The organism is Natrinema salinisoli, from assembly GCF_020405205.1.
In the GTDB taxonomy this organism is placed as follows: Archaea; Halobacteriota; Halobacteria; order Halobacteriales; family Natrialbaceae; genus Natrinema; species Natrinema salinisoli.
Genome location: NZ_CP084469.1, coordinates 2332609 through 2353474 on the forward strand (window position 1 = coordinate 2332609; position 20866 = coordinate 2353474).

At 67.3% G+C, this 20866-nt stretch carries 16 protein-coding genes; 10 read left to right on the plus strand and 6 right to left on the minus strand.

Going from position 1 to position 20866, the window contains the following annotated elements; all coding sequences use genetic code 11:
• Positions 1–12: 12 nt before the first annotated feature.
• Positions 13–333, minus strand: coding sequence for a PIN domain-containing protein (locus LDB05_RS11605; RefSeq protein WP_226004149.1), 321 nt, complete (start codon positions 331–333; stop codon positions 13–15).
• Between the two features lie 164 nt (positions 334–497).
• Here LDB05_RS11605 and LDB05_RS11610 point away from each other — a divergent pair, with 164 nt between their 5' ends.
• The 3 genes from LDB05_RS11610 (at position 498) to LDB05_RS11620 (ending at position 2469) form a co-directional block, all read left to right on the plus strand.
• Complete coding sequence (locus tag LDB05_RS11610; protein ID WP_226004150.1) at positions 498–914, plus strand: DUF7994 family protein; 417 nt, start codon at positions 498–500, stop codon at positions 912–914.
• An 84-nt stretch (positions 915–998) separates the two neighbouring features.
• Positions 999–2015: a DUF7972 family membrane protein gene (locus LDB05_RS11615; RefSeq protein ID WP_226004151.1), complete on the plus strand. Its 1017-nt coding sequence runs from the start codon at positions 999–1001 to the stop codon at positions 2013–2015.
• A gap of 88 nt (positions 2016–2103) precedes the next feature.
• Positions 2104–2469 (plus strand): hypothetical protein, encoded by a 366-nt coding sequence (locus LDB05_RS11620; RefSeq protein WP_226004152.1) that lies wholly within the window; start codon positions 2104–2106, stop codon positions 2467–2469.
• A gap of 157 nt (positions 2470–2626) precedes the next feature.
• On the opposite strand, the gene LDB05_RS11625 is transcribed toward LDB05_RS11620, so the two are convergent.
• Both LDB05_RS11625 and LDB05_RS11630 read right to left on the minus strand, forming a co-directional pair.
• Positions 2627–3031: a CBS domain-containing protein gene (locus LDB05_RS11625; protein WP_226004153.1), complete on the minus strand. Its 405-nt coding sequence runs from the start codon at positions 3029–3031 to the stop codon at positions 2627–2629.
• Positions 3032–3214: 183 nt separating this feature from the next.
• Entirely contained in the window at positions 3215–4387 is a 1173-nt protein-coding gene (locus LDB05_RS11630) for an MFS transporter (protein WP_226004154.1), read from the minus strand.
• Positions 4388–4580: 193 nt separating this feature from the next.
• On the opposite strand from LDB05_RS11630, the gene LDB05_RS11635 reads away from it, so the two are divergent.
• The 3 genes from LDB05_RS11635 to LDB05_RS11645 are packed head-to-tail and all read left to right on the plus strand — an operon-like array spanning position 4581 to position 11665.
• Entirely contained in the window at positions 4581–6851 is a 2271-nt protein-coding gene (locus tag LDB05_RS11635; RefSeq protein WP_226004155.1) for a PD-(D/E)XK nuclease family protein, read from the plus strand.
• Positions 6844–7908: a hypothetical protein gene (locus LDB05_RS11640; protein ID WP_226004156.1), complete on the plus strand. Its 1065-nt coding sequence runs from the start codon at positions 6844–6846 to the stop codon at positions 7906–7908. Before LDB05_RS11635 ends, LDB05_RS11640 begins: the two co-directional genes overlap by 8 nt.
• Positions 7901–11665: a UvrD-helicase domain-containing protein gene (locus tag LDB05_RS11645; RefSeq protein ID WP_226004157.1), complete on the plus strand. Its 3765-nt coding sequence runs from the start codon at positions 7901–7903 to the stop codon at positions 11663–11665. The genes LDB05_RS11640 and LDB05_RS11645 overlap by 8 nt, the downstream gene beginning before the upstream one ends.
• Before the next feature lie 118 nt (positions 11666–11783).
• Here LDB05_RS11645 and folP read toward each other — a convergent pair whose 3' ends face one another.
• Entirely contained in the window at positions 11784–14375 is a 2592-nt protein-coding gene (folP, locus tag LDB05_RS11650; protein WP_226004158.1) for a dihydropteroate synthase, read from the minus strand.
• Positions 14376–14558: 183 nt separating this feature from the next.
• Here folP and LDB05_RS11655 point away from each other — a divergent pair, with 183 nt between their 5' ends.
• Positions 14559–14930, plus strand: a complete 372-nt coding sequence (locus tag LDB05_RS11655; RefSeq protein ID WP_226004159.1) for a cupin domain-containing protein — start codon at positions 14559–14561, stop codon at positions 14928–14930.
• A 176-nt stretch (positions 14931–15106) separates the two neighbouring features.
• On the opposite strand, the gene LDB05_RS11660 is transcribed toward LDB05_RS11655, so the two are convergent.
• The gene (locus LDB05_RS11660) at positions 15107–15349 is read right to left on the minus strand and encodes a DUF8015 family protein (protein WP_226004160.1); all 243 of its coding nucleotides are present in this window, start codon (positions 15347–15349) and stop codon (positions 15107–15109) included.
• Positions 15350–15540: 191 nt separating this feature from the next.
• On the minus strand, positions 15541–16323 hold the full coding sequence (locus LDB05_RS11665) for an ABC transporter ATP-binding protein (protein ID WP_226004161.1): 783 nt from the start codon (positions 16321–16323) through the stop codon (positions 15541–15543).
• Positions 16324–16530: 207 nt separating this feature from the next.
• On the opposite strand from LDB05_RS11665, the gene LDB05_RS11670 reads away from it, so the two are divergent.
• The 3 genes from LDB05_RS11670 to LDB05_RS11680 all read left to right on the plus strand — a co-directional run bounded on the left by LDB05_RS11670 (position 16531) and on the right by LDB05_RS11680 (position 20806).
• Positions 16531–18198, plus strand: a complete 1668-nt coding sequence (locus LDB05_RS11670) for a hypothetical protein (protein WP_226004162.1) — start codon at positions 16531–16533, stop codon at positions 18196–18198.
• A gap of 143 nt (positions 18199–18341) precedes the next feature.
• Complete coding sequence (locus LDB05_RS11675; RefSeq protein WP_226004163.1) at positions 18342–19568, plus strand: potassium channel family protein; 1227 nt, start codon at positions 18342–18344, stop codon at positions 19566–19568.
• Complete coding sequence (locus LDB05_RS11680) at positions 19565–20806, plus strand: TrkA C-terminal domain-containing protein (RefSeq protein WP_226004164.1); 1242 nt, start codon at positions 19565–19567, stop codon at positions 20804–20806. The genes LDB05_RS11675 and LDB05_RS11680 overlap by 4 nt, the downstream gene beginning before the upstream one ends.
• The last annotated feature ends 60 nt before the right edge of the window (positions 20807–20866 follow it).

The window sequence follows — 20866 nt, forward strand, 5'->3', positions numbered from 1 at the left end:
GGAACCGCGGCGCTACTCGGACGCGGCGTCCTCGAGCAATCGTTCGGCTCGCCGAAGCAAACTCGCGCTCAGTCGCGCACCGACTTCGTCCATCGCGAGCAGCGTGTCGTTCGCGTCGTCGACAGTGACGGCATCGCGTTCGACCGCCCGGACGAGTATCGCGATCGAGCCCGACACCGGAATCGAGAGCGCTTTGCAGGTGTCCCGAAGCGGTTTGTCGTCAGTCACGACAATCGCGTCCGTTCGCTCGAGTGCCATCCCGAGGAGCGCAACGTCACCAGTCCAGTTCGGGTCTCCGTCAGCGGTCGGAACTGACTGATCGAGGTGTTCCACCGCTCGTTCGTACGACTGTGGTGGATCGGGTTCTGCTGCGGGATCGAGAACAGCCAGGACTCGCTCGACCGAGCGACGGTCTCGCTCGAGTGACGGTAACGACCGACCCGTGTTCCGCCACGAATGAGAACGACTAACTGCGATTCGGGCGAACCGCTCGAACGATGAGCGGACTGAAGACCGTGCTCCGTCACGGGTTCGTCGGCGGCGGCATCGCTACCCTCCTGTTGGCGGGATTGTTCGTCTTCGCCGGCGATCCGACGGAGCCGGTGATGCCGATCCTCGCTGGGTGGCTCGCGGTCGTCGGATTCGCACTGCTTCTCGCGGGGACCCGCGAGCGAGTCACCGTCGCCGGTCGGACCGTCGGCTGGCCCCGCGTGGCCGCCGGCGGGATCGCCGTGCTCGGGATCGGCGCGGCCGGATTCGGGGTCTCGCAGCTCCGCACTCTCGAGACCGCGAGCGGCCCGTGGCTGCTCGCCGTCGCGGTCACGCTCTTCGGGCTCGGGTACGTCGCGTGGTTCGCCCTCGAGTGCTGGGCCGGCGGTCGCTGGTTGGACGAGGAGATGTTCGCCGTGGAGTGAGGCGTCACCGAACCGGTCGTCCCCGTTCTCAGCGGGAGCGGCGTCGCGCCCGACCTTTTCAGCGTCGACGTCGTCCGGACGGACATGAGCGCGCACGATCGGGACCTGTCCACGACCGCGGACGGCGAGGGGAGCCAGTTGACCTATCAGACGATAACCGAGTCGCCGATCAGGCGCTGGCTGATGCTCGACGGCCACCGGCTGGTGATCGCCGGACTGCTGACCGCCCTCCTGTACGCCGCCGTCGTCGCGCTGTACGTCGCCGGGCTGTTCCCCGTGACCGACGCTGGAGCCGTGGTCACGCTCTACGGCTCGCTCGTCGGCGGGACGCTGCCGTTCATCACGATCGTACTGGCGATCAACCAGCTCGTGCTCTCGCAGGAACTGGGCTGGACGCCTGATCTCAGGAGCCGGTTCGAGGGGATGACCGACTTCCAGCGGGACGTCGAAGCGCTGACCGGGTCGGGCGTCAGTCCGGCGTCGCCGGCCGCGTTCCTGAACCTACTCGTCACGGCGACGGTCGACCGCGCTCGCCGACTCCCCGACGCGCTCGCGGACGACGCCGACCCCGAGACGCGGGCGGAACTCGAGCGGTTCATCGAGAGCTTCGAATCGGACGGGGAGACGGTTTCGGCCGCGCTCGAGGACGCCGAGTTCGGCACGTTCGAGGCGCTGTCGGCCGTTCTGGGCCACCATCAAGGCAACTACTATCACGCGGTGCGGACGTTCCGGGACGAGCGGGCGGACGCTTTCGACGAGACGGAGCCCCTCGAGGAACTGATCGAACTGCTCGGCTTCCTCGCGATCGCCCGGCAGACGTTCAAGACGCTGTACGTCCAGCACGAACTCGCCGTTCTCTCGCGGATGCTCCTGTACGTCGGGTTCCCCACGCTGGTCGGCGGCGGTCTGCTGCTCGTCTCGTACGGACGGATCGCCGCCGCGGTCGCGAACGACTGGCTCCTCCTGGCGATCGCCGCCGCCGGCGTCGTGCTCGTCTTCCTCCCGTTCATGGTTCTGCTGAGCTACGCGCTCCGGATCGCGACGATCGCCGCGCGAACGGCGGATTTCGGCCCGTTCGTCCCGCGGGCCTCGAGCGAGTGACGGCCCTCACTGGCGCCATCCCGGTCATCGAGCACCGGAAGAACGAGCCGGGAACACACCCAAGGGGACCGCCGGGTAACTATGTGGTATGGGAGAACACGACAGTCGATCCGAGGAGCCGACGCCGATCGAGGAGGCGCGGACCGACTCGTTCGACCTCGAGCACGCCGAGCGCGTCCGGATCGGCGTCAGCCGCGGGGAAATCGGCATCGAGCTGGGTCCGCCGCGGGACTATCCCGATCGCGCCGACGTTTCCGTTCGACCCGAGTCGGCGGACGGCCACCGGCTCGTGCTGAGCATCGACGCGATGGCGGGCGACCACGGGACGGGCCACGCGGACGTCGAGCTGACGCCGACGGAGGTCCGAGCGTTACGAGATCAACTCGACGAGACGGTTCGGTGGATGACCGAAGACGAGGAGTTCGACCCCGACGCCGACCGCGACTCGAGCTAAAGTAACCGAGTATTCGTCATCGATGCGCAGTGTCCGACGAGGCGATCGGAGACGGTCACGGAAATACGCGCGTCACCGCTGTCGATTGGTCCAACGGAAACAGTGCACCGCGACCCACTCGATTTCGACGGTGCCTATCAGGTCCGATCCGCGAGAATTACTCCGGTGACGGCGTCTCCTCGTTCGAGAGGTACGACGCCAGATCGGACGTCGTCACCATCCCGATGACGCCTTCGTCCTCGTCGACGACCGGAACGTGATGGAAGCCGCGCTCGACCATCAGGTCCGCGACGTCGCGAATGCTGTCCTGTGCCGAGGCCGTCACGACGTCGGCGCTCATGTACTTCGAAACCGGCGTCTGGTCTTTCGGCTTCTGTTCGGCGACGATCCGGACGAAGTCCGTCGTCGTCAGGATTCCCTGCAGCTGGTTGTCGTCGTCGGTGACGACGACCGAGCCGATCTCGTTGTCGAGCATTACCTGTCCTGCCGTCTCGACGAGCGTGTCCGGCGCCACCGTGTGCAGCGACGTGGACATGACTCGAGCCACGAAAATGTCTTCCATACATCACCGTACTCGGGAGACATTATAATGATTATCGAACTTGCTCCGTTCGAGATACCAACCGGGGCGTCGGACCCGCGAACACGACGGCTCCCCGATCGAACGACGCCGGTCGGAACTGGGCGTCGAAGCCGATCATCGCGAGAGCAGTTTGATAGCGTGGATTCGGTTCCAACGCAGCAGTCAGTAACCCAGCGAGAGGACGGTGTTCGTGACGATGATCACAAGCGAGAGCGCCATGATCCCCGAGAGCAGCCCGAAGGCAACGGCCCAGCCGAAGAGATCGGCGGCCGAGCCGACGGCGACGCTGCCGGTCGCGCCGAGGGTCATGTAGACGGTTCGGACGAGCCCGAAGCCGAGGCCGCGCTCGGAGTCGGAGAGGACGTCCATGAACCGCGACTGCAGCGGTGCACCCCAGGTCATCGCGATGCCGACGCAGACGACGCCGGCGACGGCGGCCGGGAGCTCCTCACCGCCGACCAGCACCGCGAAGCCGATCACTCCCGACGACATCGTGATCGCGGCGGCGGCGTCGCGCGAGTAGCGGTCGGACAGCGCGCCGATCAGCGGCTGGACGCCCCCGTTGACGAGGAAGTACAGCGAGAACAGGAGCCCGGCCGTCGTTCCCGGGAGTTCGTAGCCGACCTCGAGGAAGGTCGGGAGAAACGACGCCGTCGCCTGCCAGGTGAACGCACCCATCGCACAGAGCGCGGTCGTGTAGGTCACGCTGGGACGGGTCAGCAGTTGGGAGAGGAGGGAGGGTTCGATCTGGTCTCGCATCCGCCGGTCGGGGTAGCGGGGCTCCGTCGGTCGGGTTCGGAGGAAAAAGACGACGACGATCGGAACCCCGACCGCCGTCCCGACGGCGATAGCCGCGCGCCAGCCGTACCGGTCCGCGGCGAGGGCCGCGAGTATCGGCGCGACGAGGCCGGCGATCGGCGCGCCGGAGACGTGAATCCCGATCGCACGTCCCGTTTGGTCGAACAGGCGGGTGAGCAGTGTCGTCGCGACGCTGTAGTGAAGCCCGGCCGCCCCGCCGAGGACGATCGCGAAGAGCAAGAACGCGACGTAGGTGGGGGACGCCGCGAGTAAGGCGCTCGCGACGGCCGTCCCGCCGATCGCGGTCAGGATGATCGTCCGTTCGCCGAACCGATCGCCGAGCAGCCCGCTCGGAAACTGCGAGAGCGCGTAGGCGGCCCACATACCCGTCAGCGCCAGCCCGATCGCACCGGTACTGACCGAAAACGTCTCGCCGATGTCGGGAACGACCGGGCTGATCACCAGTCGGGCGGTCACCGTCACGAAGAACGCGCAGGTACAGAGAACGAGAACCGTATTCCTGTACGACCAGTTCACTTACGGATGGTTCGGGCACCGTCCGAAAAGCGGTTTCGATAGCGGTCGTACGCGACGGTTACACGATTGATAGCACGCGCCCCAAAAAGTAATCAAGATTACATGTTCTCGGTGTCGAGCGAAGTGACGGATCGGTCGCACGCTGTGCCCACATTTAAATAGCAATTGCGTCATACTCGGTGACGTACAACCGATGGCGTCTCCCTCGCCCGCGCTCGACGGACGCTGCAAGCTCCTCTCCGCTCCCGCGCCCAGCACCGACGTCTTCGCGACCGTCGCCGCCGAGTACGCCACCCTCGCCGCGGAACACGGCCCGCGGAACGTGCTCGTCCTGAAACGGCATCCGGCGGGGCTCGAGTCGCTGACCGAGGCCCTGGCCGACGCCGACGTCGAGCAGGCGGACGGCGGCCCCAGCTCGCCCCGGATCGAGTCGGTTCCGGAACACGCCTCGAAGACCATCGAGGAGTTCGATCCGACGCTGGACCGCCTCGAGTACGAGGAACGGATCGAGCTCATCTCGCTGGTGATCGACGGCGCGAGCCGGTCGATACCGGACTACCTCGAGCGCGCCGGCGACCACGAGAGTTTCTCGCGGGACGTCGGCCAACTGCTGCTCGAGGCGACCCGACAACGGATTCGCCTCGACGACCTCGCGGCCGACGAGATCCACGACTGTCTGGCCTTCCTGTACGCGATGAACGACCGGTTTCACGACGAAATCGACGATCGCGGCTACGTCGAACGGGCGGACGTGATCCCGCGAGCGGTCGACCTGCTCGAGGCGGACGCGGACGGCGTTCGAACCCGCGTGACCGCCTCCTTCGACGCCGTCCTCGCCGTCGAGTTCGAGGAGTACCGCGAACTCGACCGTCGGTACCTCGCGGCGCTCACGGACGACGCCGCCCTCGTCTGTCTCGGCGAACGCCACGCGAGCGTCGAGCGGACGCGCGTCGAGCCGGGTCCGGTCGAGGAGGTGGCGATTGACGCGGGTCTCGAAGTCGAATCCCTCGATCCCGCATCCGGCGACGACACCGCGGAAACGCCGCCACACCGGGCGATCACGCGATTCCTCGCCACGGGCGAGTCGCCGGACCGGACCGACGACCGCAGAGACGCCGACGACGCAGCGAACACCGATCCGACGGGCTCCGCCCGCCGCATTCGCGCCGAAACCGCCCGCGAACAGGTCCGAGCGGTCGCGACCGAAATCCAGTCGCTGTCCGACCGCCACGACTGGTCCTACGACGAGTTCGCCGTCGCCGTGCCGCGAATCGAACGCGTTCCCGAGACCAGACGACGACTCCGCGACGCCGGCGTCCCCACGGCGACGATCGGCACCCCCTCGCTGGCGGAGGATCCGGCAGTGAACGAGCTCTACGCTGTCGTGACCATCCAGTGCGAACGCGAGCGCGACGCCGACGCCCTCACGCGGATCGACGCCGCCGATACCACTCGAGGCCACCGAGCGTCGAGCGATCCGCGAGACGTCTCGCTGAACCGACTTCGGGCCCGCGTTCCGGACTTCTCGCCCGACCTGCTGGCCGAAACCGACGGTCCGAGCGTCCGGCGCTCGCTCGAGCGCTGGATCCGACGGACGAACCTGAAGGGACGAATCGCCGGCGAGGAGGACTGGATCGACGCTCGCGAACAGTACGCGGGCGTTCGGCGCGTCCTCGAGATCGCGCGATTCGTCGAGGAGACGGACCTCGTGGGACCGGACTGGCAGGGCCTGCGCCGGATGCTTCGGCGGACGGTCCAGTACGACGCGCCGTACGTCCACGCAGTCGAAACGCAGCCCCCGACCGGCGGCGTCACCGTCTGCGCCGTCGACGACCTGAAGTACGACTCCCGCAACGCCGTCTTCCTGCTGGACCTGATCGACGAGACCTACCCGGGCGAGCAGTTCCTCACGCAACTCTTTCCGAGCGCGTGGCTCCGCGAGATGGCGGCGTATCCCGCGGTCACCGATCCGTCGATTGCGGATATCACGGAGACGTTCGAGACGGTCGACGCGACTGCCATCGGTGACCCCTTCGAGACGTATCACGCCCAGCGGTCCCGCCGACGCCTCGCGCTCGCTGCTCGAGCGGCCGAGCGCGCCCTCTACTGTTGTTCGTACGAACGAGGTTCAGGCGGCCTGCGCAGGACCTACGACGAATCACGCTACCTGAAGCTCGTCGAATCGACGCCCGGATTAGGCCTCGACGACGTCGACGCCACCGCCGGCGCGGCGATCCACGGCGAGACGAACGCGCTCGAGGCGCTGCTGGCCCAGCCCCGCGGCGAACTCGAGCGGGTGCTTCGAGAGGCCAGCACCGGCGGCGAGGCCGACCTCGGCGAAACCGAGGCCCTGTTCGAGGAGATTGCGGTCGTGCTCGAAGAAGGCGATATCGACGACGAACTCGCCGACGCGGTCCGCTCGCAGTTCGAGCTCGCCGCGGGCGAGGTGGTTCGCGATGAGTGACGGCGCGGCGACAGCACGCCTCGCCGTCGATGTCCTTCGAACGGCGCTCCACTGTCCGCGGCGGTACGAGTTCGCCCACGTCCACGGGCTCGACGGAGGCGACGACGACAGCGCCGTCGAGGACCGCGTCGCCCTCCTGCGGAGCGCTATCTGCGACGCGCTCCGGAGCGGCGAGACGGACCGCGAGTCGCTCGGCGACGCTGCGCGTGACCGACTCGCGACGCTGTGGAACGACTACGACGAGCCGTTCCACTCCGTCGCCCAGCGCCGCCACGAGCGACGCGTCCTCGAGGCGACGCTGGGCGCGTACCTCGATCGAGTCGGCACCGACCACGCCGCGGGGATCGAGCGACTCGACGCCGATGCGGTCGGCGGCGAACTGATCGGGCCGGAGCTACCGGTCTCGAGCACGATCGAGCTCCCGGAGAGGAACGAGGGAGCCGAGCCCGCACTCGAGGCAGAGACAGAGGCGGAGGCGGTGACGATCGACGCGACGGTCGACTACGTCTACGGCGACGGCTCGTCGATCGTCGGCGTCCGGTTCGTCCCGACGCTCGCGCCGCTCGGCCGCGTACGGTACCGATCGGAGTGGGAAGGCGACGTCGCCGATCTCTTCACAGACCACTTCGACCGCGATTCGGACACGTTCGAGCCGGATCCGATCGGCTCGCTCTTCGAAACTGCCGTCATCCTCGACGGGCTCCGCGACCTGCGGGACCGCCTCGAGCTCGGCGACCGGACCTGTCGCTACGTCCAGATTCCGCTGGCCGATCGGTCGGGGACGTCGGTGAACTGGGTCCGCGACACCGTCGAGACGAGCCTCGAGGTCGTCGATCTCACCGACGTCTACGTCGATCACCACACCTACGGCATGACACACGATCACCGAAACGAAACCGTCGACGACCGGCTCGCACGGGTCGCTTCGGGCCTGATCTCCGGACCGTTCGACCCGTCCGACCGATGGGACCGGATCGCGGAACACGCCTGTCCGACCTGTGACTATACCGTTTGCTGCCAGGACTACATCGCAGGGGAGGTGCGGTTCGATGGGTGACGAACCGCGGCGGGACGGCAACGGCGGACGGGATCTCGAGCCGGGAGCCGATCCGGACGAGGACGCGTTCGACACGGCAGCGACCGCCGGTCTCGCGTCGGCTGACGAAATCGAGCCGAAAGGAAACCAGAAGGCGGTCATCGACAGCCGCGCGGCCTGTACGTCCGTCGACGCGGGTGCCGGCACCGGGAAGACGACGACGATGCTCGTCCGGATCGAGCGCGCCATCGAGCGGGGCGAGGTCGATCCCGAGGACGTGCTCGTGTTGACGTTCGCGAACGAAGCCGCCGCGAGCATCCGGACGGCGGTCGCAGAGCGGCTCGATCCCGACGCGGCGGCGGCGATCGACGTCTACACCTACCACTCCTTCTGTTACCGGCTCGTCCGCGAGTACGCCTACTACCTCGGCTACTCGCCCGAGTTCGACGTCGTGACCGAACGGGACCGACGGCGGATCATCGGCCGCCTGCTCGCCGAGAACGACTACGACTTCGCGGCCGCGTCGGCCCGAAACGACGGCTCGCCGACCGATCTCGTCGACGCGGTCGATCGGTTCGTTCAGGCGATGGGCCAGGAGGACATTACGCCCGACGACCTGCAGTCGGGGCTGCCGCCGGTTCGCACCCTCGAGCTGTGCAACGAGTTCGTCCTCTGGCTCGAACGCACGGCCCGCGAGGACCTGTCCTTCGACAACGAGGCGCTGCGGTACTTCAACCGGGAGTCGTACCTCGAGACGGCCCGGGAATCGCTGGTCGACTACGGGAAGCTCGTCTCCTACTGCCGGGAGAAGATCGCGGAGGCACCGGACGCGTTCCGCGAGGACGATCTAGTCCGGGATATCGATCGCTACCTCCGGGTGCTCCAGGGGTGCGTGACGAACACGATCGAGGCGCTCTCGCTGGACGACCGCACGACGAAGCACCTGCCGCGGGCGCTGTTCGGCAACGAAATCTGGGGTACCGCCACGAGCCGGATCGAACAGACGCCGTTCGGTCGGCTGAAACACTACGTCGAGTTCCTCCGACTGGCTCGCCACTACGCCGACGTCTACGCCGACTATCACGATCACCTCGAGGCCGAGCGGACGATGGACTTCGACGAGCTGGTGCGGACAGCGACGAGTCTACTAGATGACGACGGGATCGCCGGAGAGATTACCGATCAGTGGACGCAGGTCTACTGCGACGAGTTCCAGGACACCGACGCGACCCAGTTTTCGCTGCTCACCGAACTCACGGACGGCCCCGACCGCCCGGACCTGCTCGCGATCGGCGACAAGGATCAGGCGATCTACGGCTGGCGCGGGACCGATCGCGAGGGGTTAGACCGGCTGGCAGACGCGTACGACGACCACGAGGGGATCGAGCTCGATCTCAACTTCCGCTCGCGACAGGAGATTCTGGACCTGACCAACGCCTGCGACTACGGGCCGCAGTCGTCGAAGACGTTGCGAGAGGACGGCCGGACGGCCGGTACCTACGACGAAGACGAGCCGCCGGATCGCGTCGTCAAAGTCGAGAGCGAGGACGTTCCTCAGTCGACGTCCGAACAGGTCGCGACGACGGTCTCGCGGCTGCTCAACGGCGAGGCCGCGAACGTTCCCCAGCGATCGCTGGGCGACATCGCGGTCATCGTCCGGACCAACCGCCACGCACAGGCGGTCGCGGCGGACCTGCGGGACCTGCAGATCCCCTACGAAATATCCGGCTCGCCTCGCGGCGAGATTTCACCGGGAATTCGGACGGTACTATCGTATCTCCGAGTACTCGTCGACCCGGACGCGGACGCCCACCTCCGACGCGTGTTGCTCTATCGCTACCGGCTCACCGAGGGCGATCTCGCGACGCTCCAGCGGCTCGACGGGTCGCTGTACGACGCCGTGATGGACGCCGATCCGGCTGCGCTCGAGCTCGAACAGCCCAGTCGGGTCGAGACGGTCCGGAATCACCTCGCGGAACTCGAACGCGTCCGCGACGTCTACCCGCTCTCGGGCTTTATTCGCAGGTTCAGGGAACTCACCCGGATCGAGTGGTTCTGCGCGAGCGAGGAGCGCGACCAGTTCGACCGGCTCGAGCGGTTCGTCGAGGCGTACAACTCCGATGGCGTCGTCCAGTCGCTGTCGGCCGAGTTCGTCGAGGCGTTGGAACAGACCCTGCGGAGCGGGGGGAGCGACCGGACACGGGGGACCCGATCCGCGGACAGCGTCGATATCATGACGGTCCACCAGGCGAAGGGCCTCGAGTTCGACACGGTTCTCGTCCCCTACCTCTCGGACGAGGAGTGGTGCGTCGACGGCGATTACGTCGAACGAGCCAGGTACCGGCTGCTGGCCGCGACGCTCGACGACGAGATCGAGTCGCCGTTGCTCGCCGACCTCGCCGCCGAACGGGTCGGCGAGGAGTGGCGGGTGCTCCACGTGGCGCTCACGCGAGCCGAGAACCACCTGTTCCTGTTCGGATCGGAATACGAGTACGACGGGGACGATGAACTCGCGGCGTCGACGGCCGAGGCCTGCCTCGCGGGCGACATCGAGTGGTCGGTGACCGGCCAGCGGATGGACCTCTGGTCGTCGCTGACAGAGAGTTTCGAGTACGTCAGGGAGACGTATCCCGAAACGGTGGTCGATCGGACGGACGAGATCGCCGCCTCGGCCGGCGAGAGTCCGGGCACGATCACCTACTACGCCGACTACGAGGATCGGCCCGTCGAGCCGCTCGAGACGCGCGAGGCGATCGAGACGGTCCATCGTCTGGGCCGGCTGCTTCGGAGCGACACGCTGTTGCCGGCCGCCGATGCCGCGAGCGCAGGGGTTCCCGAAGATGGATCCGACGGTCGAGCGGGGGCAGCGACACGGATACCCAGCGGCCGTCGATCCACCGCGCTGACGACCGAGACGGTCCGGTTCCCCGTCGAGACGCTCGCGACCGCGACCGAACTGCCCGTCGCGATGCGCCACAGTTACTCCGCGATGAACACCCACGACACCTGCGCCCGGAAACACTACCTCGATCACGTCGTTCGAGCGATCGACGATCCGCTCGAATCGATCGAGGCGGACGGGACGGGCGGGACAGGCAGGACGGGCGCGTCGACAGACGACGAATCGGCCTCGCGAATCGTCGGCACGGTCTTCCACGACGTCGCCGAGGAGGCCTTCCACCGCGAGTACGGGAGCCGGGAGGCGTGGCGCGAGGCCGCCCTGCGCCAGCTCACCGCACGCGACTTGCTCGCACACAGCGAGGGCGTCCTCGCCTGCATCGACCGCTACTTCGAGGCGAGCGCACCCGGGGTCGACCGGCCGGTCGCCGAGTGGGACGCCGTCGCCGCGGAGTTGCCGTTCTCCCTCTCGGACGTGGCCGGCGTGACGGGAGACGTCGTCGGCTACGTGGACTCGATCAGGCGGCACCCGGACGGCGGGCTCGCGGTCCTCGACTACAAGGCAACCGCAGAGCGGATCGACCCCCAGGATGCGGTCCAGCTGTCGCTCTATCTGCGAGCCTGCGAGGACCGGTTCGAGGAGCCGATCGCGGCCGTCGGCTACGTCTACGTCGGCGACGTCGACGGCCCTCGCGTCGACCTACTCGAGCCGGACGAGCTCCCGGCGTGGGACTCGGTGCTCGAGACGCTCGCGGCGGTCGACGAGCCGTCGTTCGCGGAAACGACGCCGGGCGACCACTGCGAGTACTGTCCGCATCGATCGCTCGGGTGTGGACCGGGAGACTACCCGCTCGAGGGCGACGCGACGGGTGACGACTGAGGGAGATCCGAACTCGGGGGAGACGAAGAGGAGACGTTCTACTGTTTACAGGCGGAGTCAGACCGGGAGGTGACGAACAACGAGCGAGACGGGTGCAAAACCGAGACTCGGACGAGACCTACGACTCCCACTCGAACCGGTCCGGATCGCGCGCCGCCAGCGCCGTCCGAACCGCGGCGACGTTCTCGGGAACGTCGTGGACGCGGACGAGATCCGCCCCGCGGTCGACCGCGAGGGCGCTCGCCGCGACGGTCGCCTCGAGTCGGTCGCCGCCCTCGCGGCCGACCCGTGCGAACATGGACTTGTGGGAGTGGCCGAAGAGGACCGGACAGCCCAGCGCGTGGAGCTCGTCGATCCGGTCGAGGAGCTCGAAGTTCTCGCTGGCGGACTTGCCGAAGCCGATCCCGGGATCGACGATGATCTGACTCCGGTCGAGTCCGGCTTTCTCGGCCAGCAGGATGCGTTCGGAGAGCTGGTCGATCACGTCCGCGACGACGTCGTCGTACTCGATATCGCGGTCCGGGACGACCGGCGCGTCGATGCTGTGCATCACCACCAGCCCGGCGTCGTGCTCGGCGGCGACGAACCGCATCTCGGGGTCCTCGAGCCCCGAAACGTCGTTGACGATGTCCGCCCCGGCCGCGAGCGCGGCGTCGGCGACGGCGGCTCTGCGCGTGTCGACCGAAATCAGCGCGTCGAGGTCGGCGATCCGTTCGATCACGGGGACGACCCGGTCCAGTTCCTCGTCGATCGAGACGGGGTCTGCCCCGGGCCGCGTGGATTCCCCGCCGACGTCGATCACGTCCGCGTCCGCCTCGACCATCGCCTCCGCCCGGGCCACCGCGTCCTCGAGGGCGTCGTACTCGCCGCCGTCGTGGAAGCTGTCCGGGGTGACGTTCAGAATCCCCATCACGGCCGTCCGGTCGGTCCAGGGGTAGTCCGGGCCGCTCGAGTCGGCGGGCGTCCAGCCGGGAGCTGCGGACGGACCGGCGGATCGATCGTTCGCGTCCGTCGTCACGTCCGTTCCGTCGCCGTCGACGGTCGCTTCGTCGCCGACGGCTTCCCCGTCGTCGGTATCGAGCGCGAGCGTGTCCCGCAACGCCCGAGCGACGTCCGCGAGACCGTCGGGTCGGGATCGGTCCTCGAGAGCCTCGACGAGCGCGTCGAACTGGGCCCGGGTTCCCATCAGAACGACGTCGACCGTCTCCTCGTCGCGCTCGAGGCCGGAGAGAGCACACTCCCCGCCGAGGCGCAGCAGCTCCTCCTTCACCACGGTCGCCTGCGGGTCTCGAAGCGCCGTCCTGACGACCCGATGGACGGCGTCGCCGTCCAGTCGCTCGACGTCGTCCGCGGCGACGTTGGCTTCCTCGAGCGCGTCGCGGGCGTCCGAGAGGTCGCGGATGTGCTTCGGGACGTCAGTGCGAGTCCACCGCGATCGGGCTTCTGCGACCGCGTACAGCGATCCGGTGACGAGCACGCAATCGTCGCTCCCCGCGTCTGCGAGGGCGGTGGCGAGGGCGTCCTGTACCGCGGCCTCGGTGCGGACCGTTCCGGCACCGGCGTCGGTAAAGACCTCGGCGAGGACGCCCCGATCCTCGGCGCGGTCGAGGGTCGGTTCGGTCGCGACGACGGTGTCAGGGGTCGGCAACATTGCCGCCATCTCGCGGTGGTCCTTGTCGTGCATCGCGCCGATGACGAGGTGGAGGTCGTCGTACTCGTACGTGCCGAGCGTCTCGGCGAGGCCCTCGCAGGCACCCGGATTGTGCGCGCCGTCTAACACGACCAGCGGCTCGGTGTCGAACACCTCGAACCGGCCCGGCCAGTGAGCGCTCCGCAAGCCGCGTGCGAGGTCCGCGTCCGAGACGTCGCCGACCTGCCGGGCGAGGACGGCCGCGATGCCGGCGTTTTCGGCCTGATGTTCGCCCAGCAGCGGAATTCGCGTCTCGAGGTCCCAGCCGTCGGCCTCGATCGAGACGGCGGCCTCGGTGTGGTTCGTCCGCCCGTCGTAGGCGACTCGTACCGCCGGCTGGGAACCGTCGGCGTCCGTCCGGTCCGTCCGTTTTCCGACGGTCACCACGTCACCAGCGACGTCGCGGATCGCCTCGAGCGGGCTCCCGGTGACGCCCGTCACGAGCGGTGCGTCGGCGGGGGCGACGTGGGCCTTGTCGTGAGCGATTTCCTCGACCGTATCGCCGAGGATCCCCGTGTGCTCGAGGGTCACGCTCGTCACTGCGCTGGCGACCGGATCGACGACGCTCGTGGCGTCGTACTTGCCGCCGATACCGACCTCGAGGACGGCGACGTCGACGTCCTCGCGGCCGAACTGCCACAGCGCCATCCCGGTCATCGTCTCGAAAAAGGTCGGCGACTCCCCGTCGGCACCGCGCTCCGTCACGTACTCCCGAGCGGCCGCGACGTACTCGCAGACCGCCGATCGCGGAATCTTCCGGCCGTCGACGCGAATCCGCTCGCGGAGGTCGTCGAGATGCGGCGAGGTGTAGAGGCCGACGGAGTAGCCGGCCTCCCGCAGAGTCCGCTCGAGCATTCGAGCCGTGCTCCCCTTGCCGTTGGAGCCGGCGATCTGGACGAAATCGACGTCCTCGTGAGGGTCCTCGAGGTGGGCCAGCAGCCGGGCCGTCGCCTCGGTGCCCGGCTTCGGGCGGAACCGCCGCAGATCGAAAAGGAAGTCCGCCGCCTCGTGATACTCCATATGGGAATCAGAGTGGCCGATCGTTTTAGAGTATTCCGTTCCGTTTTCCTCGCTCGACCCGGTCGTGTACCGCCGATGGACGTCGGCGGTGCCCCATATGTTCGGGAGAACACCGACCACGTCGGAGCGCGTCGGTTCGACTACGCCTTTAGGCGGGCCTAAATCGCCTGGCGGAGACTATCCATGCCAGCAACCGATTTCGACACCGACCGAGAATACGACGAGGATCGATTCAGCACACAGCCCGTCTTTCGGAGCGACCGGATGAAAGTCGTCCTCGGCTACTTCGAGCCGGGCCAGTTCATCCCGGTCCACGCACCCGACAGCGACGTCGCGATCTGCGTCCGTTCCGGCACCGGCGTCGTTCGCGAGGGCGAGACGGAACACGTCGTCGGTCCCGACGACGTCGTCGTCGTCGAAGCCGGCGTCGACCGGGGGATTCGGGCCGACGAAGAGAGTCGACTCGAGGCCCTGCTCACGACCAGTCCGCCGCCGACCGACGCCGAACACGAACCGGTTCGGGACGGGCTCGAGCGCGGCGTCTTCGATCCCTGAGTCGGCTATCGATCGCGTCCGTGTCGTCGGTCGTCCGGCCCTCGAGAACAATATCGGCACTCGCCGTCCAGCACGTGACCACCCGTCGATAGCTAACAGACTGCAAAACCGACACGCCGTCTATCCGAAACGGCCACACCGGTTTCTGGGGGACTCGAGGACGCAATCGACGAATATCACGCGCCCTGCAGTCCGCTCGGTGGCCGGAAGTACAGCCCGTCGAACAAGGCGATAGCTGCGATGGCGACACCGCCGAGAAGCGTCGTCTGGGCGGAGAGATCGAGGAAATAACCGGCGAGCCAGGCGACGGCGAAGGCCGCCGGAATCAGGCCGAGCAGGAGATCGTATCGGTCGATCGTCGACAGGCGATCGGCGACTCGCGCAACCGTCTCGATTTCAGTGATATCTCTCCGGATCATCGATTCTCACCTCGGGAAGTGCGTATGATCGCGATCCACTAAAATATAGTGGAATCGAGCGCCACAGAAGAGAGCTACGTTCCGTTCGAGCATTTTCAGACGGTTTTATCGAACACGGCCTCGTGGTCCTCGATCTCGTCCGTGGCGTTCGGAACCGGTTCGATCGACCAGTGGGACTCGACGGAGCGCTCTCACTCCGCGGTGCGTTCCGTCGCCAACCCGTCCTCGCCGGGTTCGCCGGTAATCTCGAGGAAGGCGTCCTCTAAGCTGCGGGCGTCGCCGGTTTCGGCGCGGGATTTGAGCGTCTCGGGGTCGCCCTCGGCGACGAGTTCGCCGTCGTGGAGGACGCCGATCTCGTCGGCCAGTTCGTCGACGACGGGGAGGATGTGCGTCGAGAGGAAGATCGTCATCTCCCGATCGGCGAGGTCGGCGATGGTGTCGCGCATCGTCCGGGCGGCGCGGGGATCGAGTCCGCTCGTGGGTTCGTCGAGGAAGGCCACGTCGGGTTCGTGCAGGACCGCCTGAATGACGCCGACCTTCTGGCGCATGCCCTTCGAGTAGTCCTCGATGCGCTTGTTCGCGTCTTCGAGCAGGTCGAAGCGCTCGAGCAACGAGTCGATGCGCTCGCCGGCCGCATCGTCGGGCATGTCCCGCAGACCGGCGGCGTACTCGAGCTGTTCCCGACCGGAGAGCTCGTCGTAGACCGGCGGGTCCTCGGGCAGGTACCCGATGTGAGGGGTGACCGACTCGCGGTCCGATATCGAGTGACCCGCGACGCGGGCAGTCCCGGCAGTCGGCCTCGTAAGCGTCGTCAACATTCGCATCGTGGTCGTCTTCCCCGCGCCGTTCGGCCCGAGGAACCCGTAGACCGTGCCGCGCTCGACGGCCATCGTCAGGTCCGAGACGGCGGTCGTCTCGCCGTAGCGTTTGGTCAGTCCGTCGGTTTCGATGGCGGGGGCGTCGACAGGGCTCATGTATTCACCTTCGATAGATTACACGTAAAAGTACGCCATTTCGGACTCCCGGTTCGCCGTCCGCCCCGATGTGCCGGTCGCCATCGGAGCACCGAGCGGAGCGGGAAGAATGACAGACATCCAAACAGTTTACTGCCAGCGTACCGCGGATCCGATTATGAACCCTGCCCTCCACGACATCTCGCAACCGATCGGCGGTGATCGGTAGTGACACGCGTTCCAATCGCTGCCGGCATCGCCGGAACGGAGGTTCGACGGACGGCTCGAGCCGTCGCCGGTAACCGAACCAAGCTCCTCCTGATGACGGTAGCCGGGCTGTTCATGCTCGGCCCGGTCACCGCGGTCGGTCTGCTCTTCGTTCCGGAACTGGGTGAACGGGCCGCCGCAGGCGTGCTCGCTCCGGACGTGGCGGCGACGGTAACGGAGGTCGCCACTGGCGGTATCGCACTCTTTTGGCTGTTTCTCGTCCTCATGGCAGTCATGCGGACGGTAACGGCGGTCGCGAACGTGGACGAACCCGCCTTCATCCTGTTGTCCACGTCGGTTCGGAACACCGTCGTGGGCGTCGTCGTCGCGGAAATCGCGTTCTTCGCCGTCTGGCTCGCGGTGCCGACGGTACTCGTCGCCGCTGCGTTCGCGTACGGTGCGGGGACGGTGCTCCCCGTGATCGTCGCACCACTGCTGATCGGGCTGGTCCTGTCTACCGCCGTCCCCGTGGGATTCACCGTCGGCGTCTGGATCCGCCACCTGATCACCGTCTACGAGCCGATCGCCCGGTATCGAACGGTACTGTTCGCCGCGTTCTGGCTCGCGTACTTCGGTGCGATCGCGACCGGACGGCTCAACGCGATCATGGGGACGCTGTTTACCGCGTTGCAGGCAAGCCCGCTCGGATGGCCCGGCTATCTGCTGTTGCTCGGGGTTCCCGGTATCGATCCGTCGCCGACCGGAATCGCGGGTGCGGTCATCGGCTCGGCGCTCGTCACCGGGCTCGCGATGGCAGTCGGAATCCCGTCGGCACGACGCCACTGGTTCGCGGACCCAGCACGGACCCATGACGAGGAACTCGACGATGAGACCTCGTCCGATCGACTCAGCGGACTCCTCTCGGGGACGGTCTCGCGGCCGGTCCGGACGGTAACGGTAACGGCGATTCGCCGAAGCAAACGCGCCCCGATTCGGCTCGCGTACGTCGGCTACCCGCTGTTCGGCGCGCTCGGATTCGTCCAGCAGATCATCGAGTTAGGGACGATACCCCCGTTCATGGCCGCGATGTTCTCCCTGTACATCGTCTGGGCGGCCGGTGCATTGTTCACCCTCAACCCGCTCGGCGATCTCGGACCGGCCCTCCCCGCCGTCGTGACGTCCTCGATCACCGGGCGACAGGCGATTCGCGGTCGACTACTCGCCGGCGCGCTGATCAGCCTCCCGTTCGCACTCGTCCTCCCGCTCGTCATGGGGCTCGTCAGCCCGCTTTCCCTCGAGCGGACCGCCGCCCTCGTGGCCGGAACCCTCGTCGGAACGATCCTCGCGCCGGCGCTCGCGTCCGGGATCGGCTCGCTGTTTCCGCGGTTCGGCAGCGTCAACGTGACCAACAACCGCGAGGCGGTGATGCCGAGCAAGACCGCGTTCCTCGTCTACTCGCTCGCGATCCTCCTCCCCGCAGTCGCCGCAGCCGTCCTGTACCTCGAGGCCCCAGAGGCGATCGCCGGACTGATCGCGACGGTTTCGGCGTGGACGCCGGCACCCGAGGTGACGGTCTCCGCCCGTGCGATCGCCGTCGGCGCGTGGACCGTCCTGATCGGCGGGCTCGGTGCCCCGTACGTCTCCTATCGCTACGCCATCGAGCGGTTCGACTGGTACGCACTCGAATGAGTCGACGAGGGAGGTGACCATCGCCACCGCCCAGAAGTCGCGTTCCGACCGGCGATAGACATGCAGACGCGAGAGCCGCGGCTACCCCAGCGGGACGCTCGAAACCCGTATTTCTATACAGCCGGGATCACAGACTATTCGTCATGACTTCGATACCCGTCTCGGAGATCCTCGTCGGGGTGTATCTCGGCCTCCTCGCGGGCATATTTCCGGCGTTCATCGCGTTCTCCATCGGCTTCGGGTTCAAATACTTTACAAACGTCACGGTCCCCGGGCTCGGGGTCGTCGTCCTCGGCGCCGGGTTAGCCGGCATCTCCGGGGGGCTAATGGGGTTGATGGATCCCGCGTTGGCCGAGAGTTGGACCGGCATCGTCGCCGTGCTGGTCGTCCTGATGGCGTGTCTCTGGGCGCACAGCCAGGGCGACAAGCTCGGAACGGCGACGCCGCGGAAACTCACGCTCAAGTCGCTCCGCGAGAGCAAACTCTCGACGGACCTGGCCGAACGGGTGGATTCGTACGGTCAGATCCGCATCCGCCCGGTCGGGGACGTCCACGACATCGAGGGCTACCCGCTCCTTCCGGACGACCTGCGCGAGGAGATCTACACCGGGTCGTGGCGGTTCCCGGCCGACCTCCCGCTCGCGGAGCTGGAAGCCCGCCTCGAGGAGCGGCTGATCACCGACTACGAACTAGCCGACGTCTCCGTCACGATCGATCGGAAGGGACGAGCCCAGATCGCCGCCGCGCCGAGTGCGGCCGGCCTCTCGCGTCGCGTTCCGGCCGGGAAACGGGCCGTCTCGATTCGGACGCTCCTCCCGACCGGTATCGCACGCGGGGACATCGTAACGATCGAGCTGCCGGACGGCGACGTTACCGGCCCGGTCGTGGGTGCGCACACGGTCGGCGTCGAAGAGTCGAACGAACCGGCAGAAGACGAGGAAGGCGACGAGATACCCGCCGACGTTGACGCGCCAGCACCGACGTTGAAAGCACCCACAACGACGGGCGGAGAGGGGCGGGTGACGGTGGCGTTACCCTTCGACGAGGCGCGGCGCGTCATCGCGACCGAATTCGCCAAGATCACCGTCCACTCGCGGGGCAAACAGCGGGAGTACGAAGCCATCGGCGTGCTCAAACAGGACGGAAACAGGTTCCGAAAGGTGACGGTCGGTGAGGGGAGCTCGCTCGTCGGCGACACAATCGGCGCGGCGCGGATCCGGGATAACTACGGCGTCGCCGTCCTGGCGATTCGACGCCTCTCGGAGCGCATCGTCGCGCCGCGCGGCGTGACCGAACTGAACGCCGGCGACTCGTTGATCGTCGTCGGGAAGCGCGCCCAACTCGAGGCGTTCGAGGAGGTGGCGGCGTGAGCCTCGCCGCGTCGCTGTTCGGGCATCCGGTCGTCGAAGCGGTCGTTCACATCGGCGGGCTGGCGCTTCTCGCGGGCGTCGTGACGGCGATTTCGGCCTTCGTCTATCGCGTCAGAGCGCGGACGCAGTTCCCGGAAGGACCGACGCTAATTCTCGGGCTGGGAGCCGTCGCGATCTACCTCAACACGCGGCTCATCTTCATCCAGTTCATCGGCAACACCGGGGACGCACTGACGGTCAGCGAGGCGCTGCTCAACATTTCCGTGTTCGTCACGGCCGGGATCGCATCATACGGGGGTCGGTACGCCGGCGACAGCATCGGCACGTCGAAACGGCTCAACTGGGGGATGTTCCAGCCGGATTTCAACCCGATCGTCCGTGCCGTCGGCCGCTTTATCACCGTGACGCTCCCCGAGGAGATCGACGACATCGACGGCTACGATCCCGTCCGGGACGAGACGAAGCGAGCGATCGCGGGAGAGACGCTCGAGTTTCCGCGAGGACTGACGGTCGGGGACCTGCAATCGCAGCTTACGGCTCGACTCAAGGAGGACCACGACGTCGGCTACGTCGACGTGGACCTCGCTGCCGACGGCACCGTCGAGTTCCTCGCGGTGGGACAGCGCGCCGCCGGCATCGGGCCGACGCTCCCGCCGAACTCCGCGGCGGTCGCCGTTCGAGCGGATCCGCCGTTCAGTGCGACGGCCGGCGACACCGTCCAGCTCTGGCGGACCGATAGCGACGGGGCGCAAGCGCGTCTCGGGACTGCCGAGCTCCGGGCGAGCGTCGACGACGTGACGACGGTCGCCACCGACGAGGCGGTCGCGAAAAAAGTCGATCCGGCCGTCGATTACCGCCTGATGACGCTGGCGGCGGATTCACACGCCGATCGGGAGTTCGCGGCGATGCTTCGCCGCGGGGACGAGACGATGAGCGTATTCGACGTCTCCGCCGAGAGCGTGCTCGTCGGCGTCTCCGTCGCTGCCCTCGACGCCACGATCATCGCGATTCGATCGTCCGGCGGCGACGTGGACACGATTCCGAAGCGCGACCGGATCATCCAGGCGGGCGAGCAGCTGTTTGCGATCGGCCGCCCGGAAACCCTCCGGAAGTTGGACGCGGCGAGCGGCGTCCAGTCGGTCGCCGAGAGCGAGACGCCGCCGGCCGCCGGCAGCGCTATCGACTGGGAGTCCGATACCACCACGGATCGGGACGCGCTGACCTACGACGGGGAGTAGATCACAGTTCGTTCGAGACGATCTGAGGTGAGTCGATCGCGCTTCGCGACTGCCCGCGAC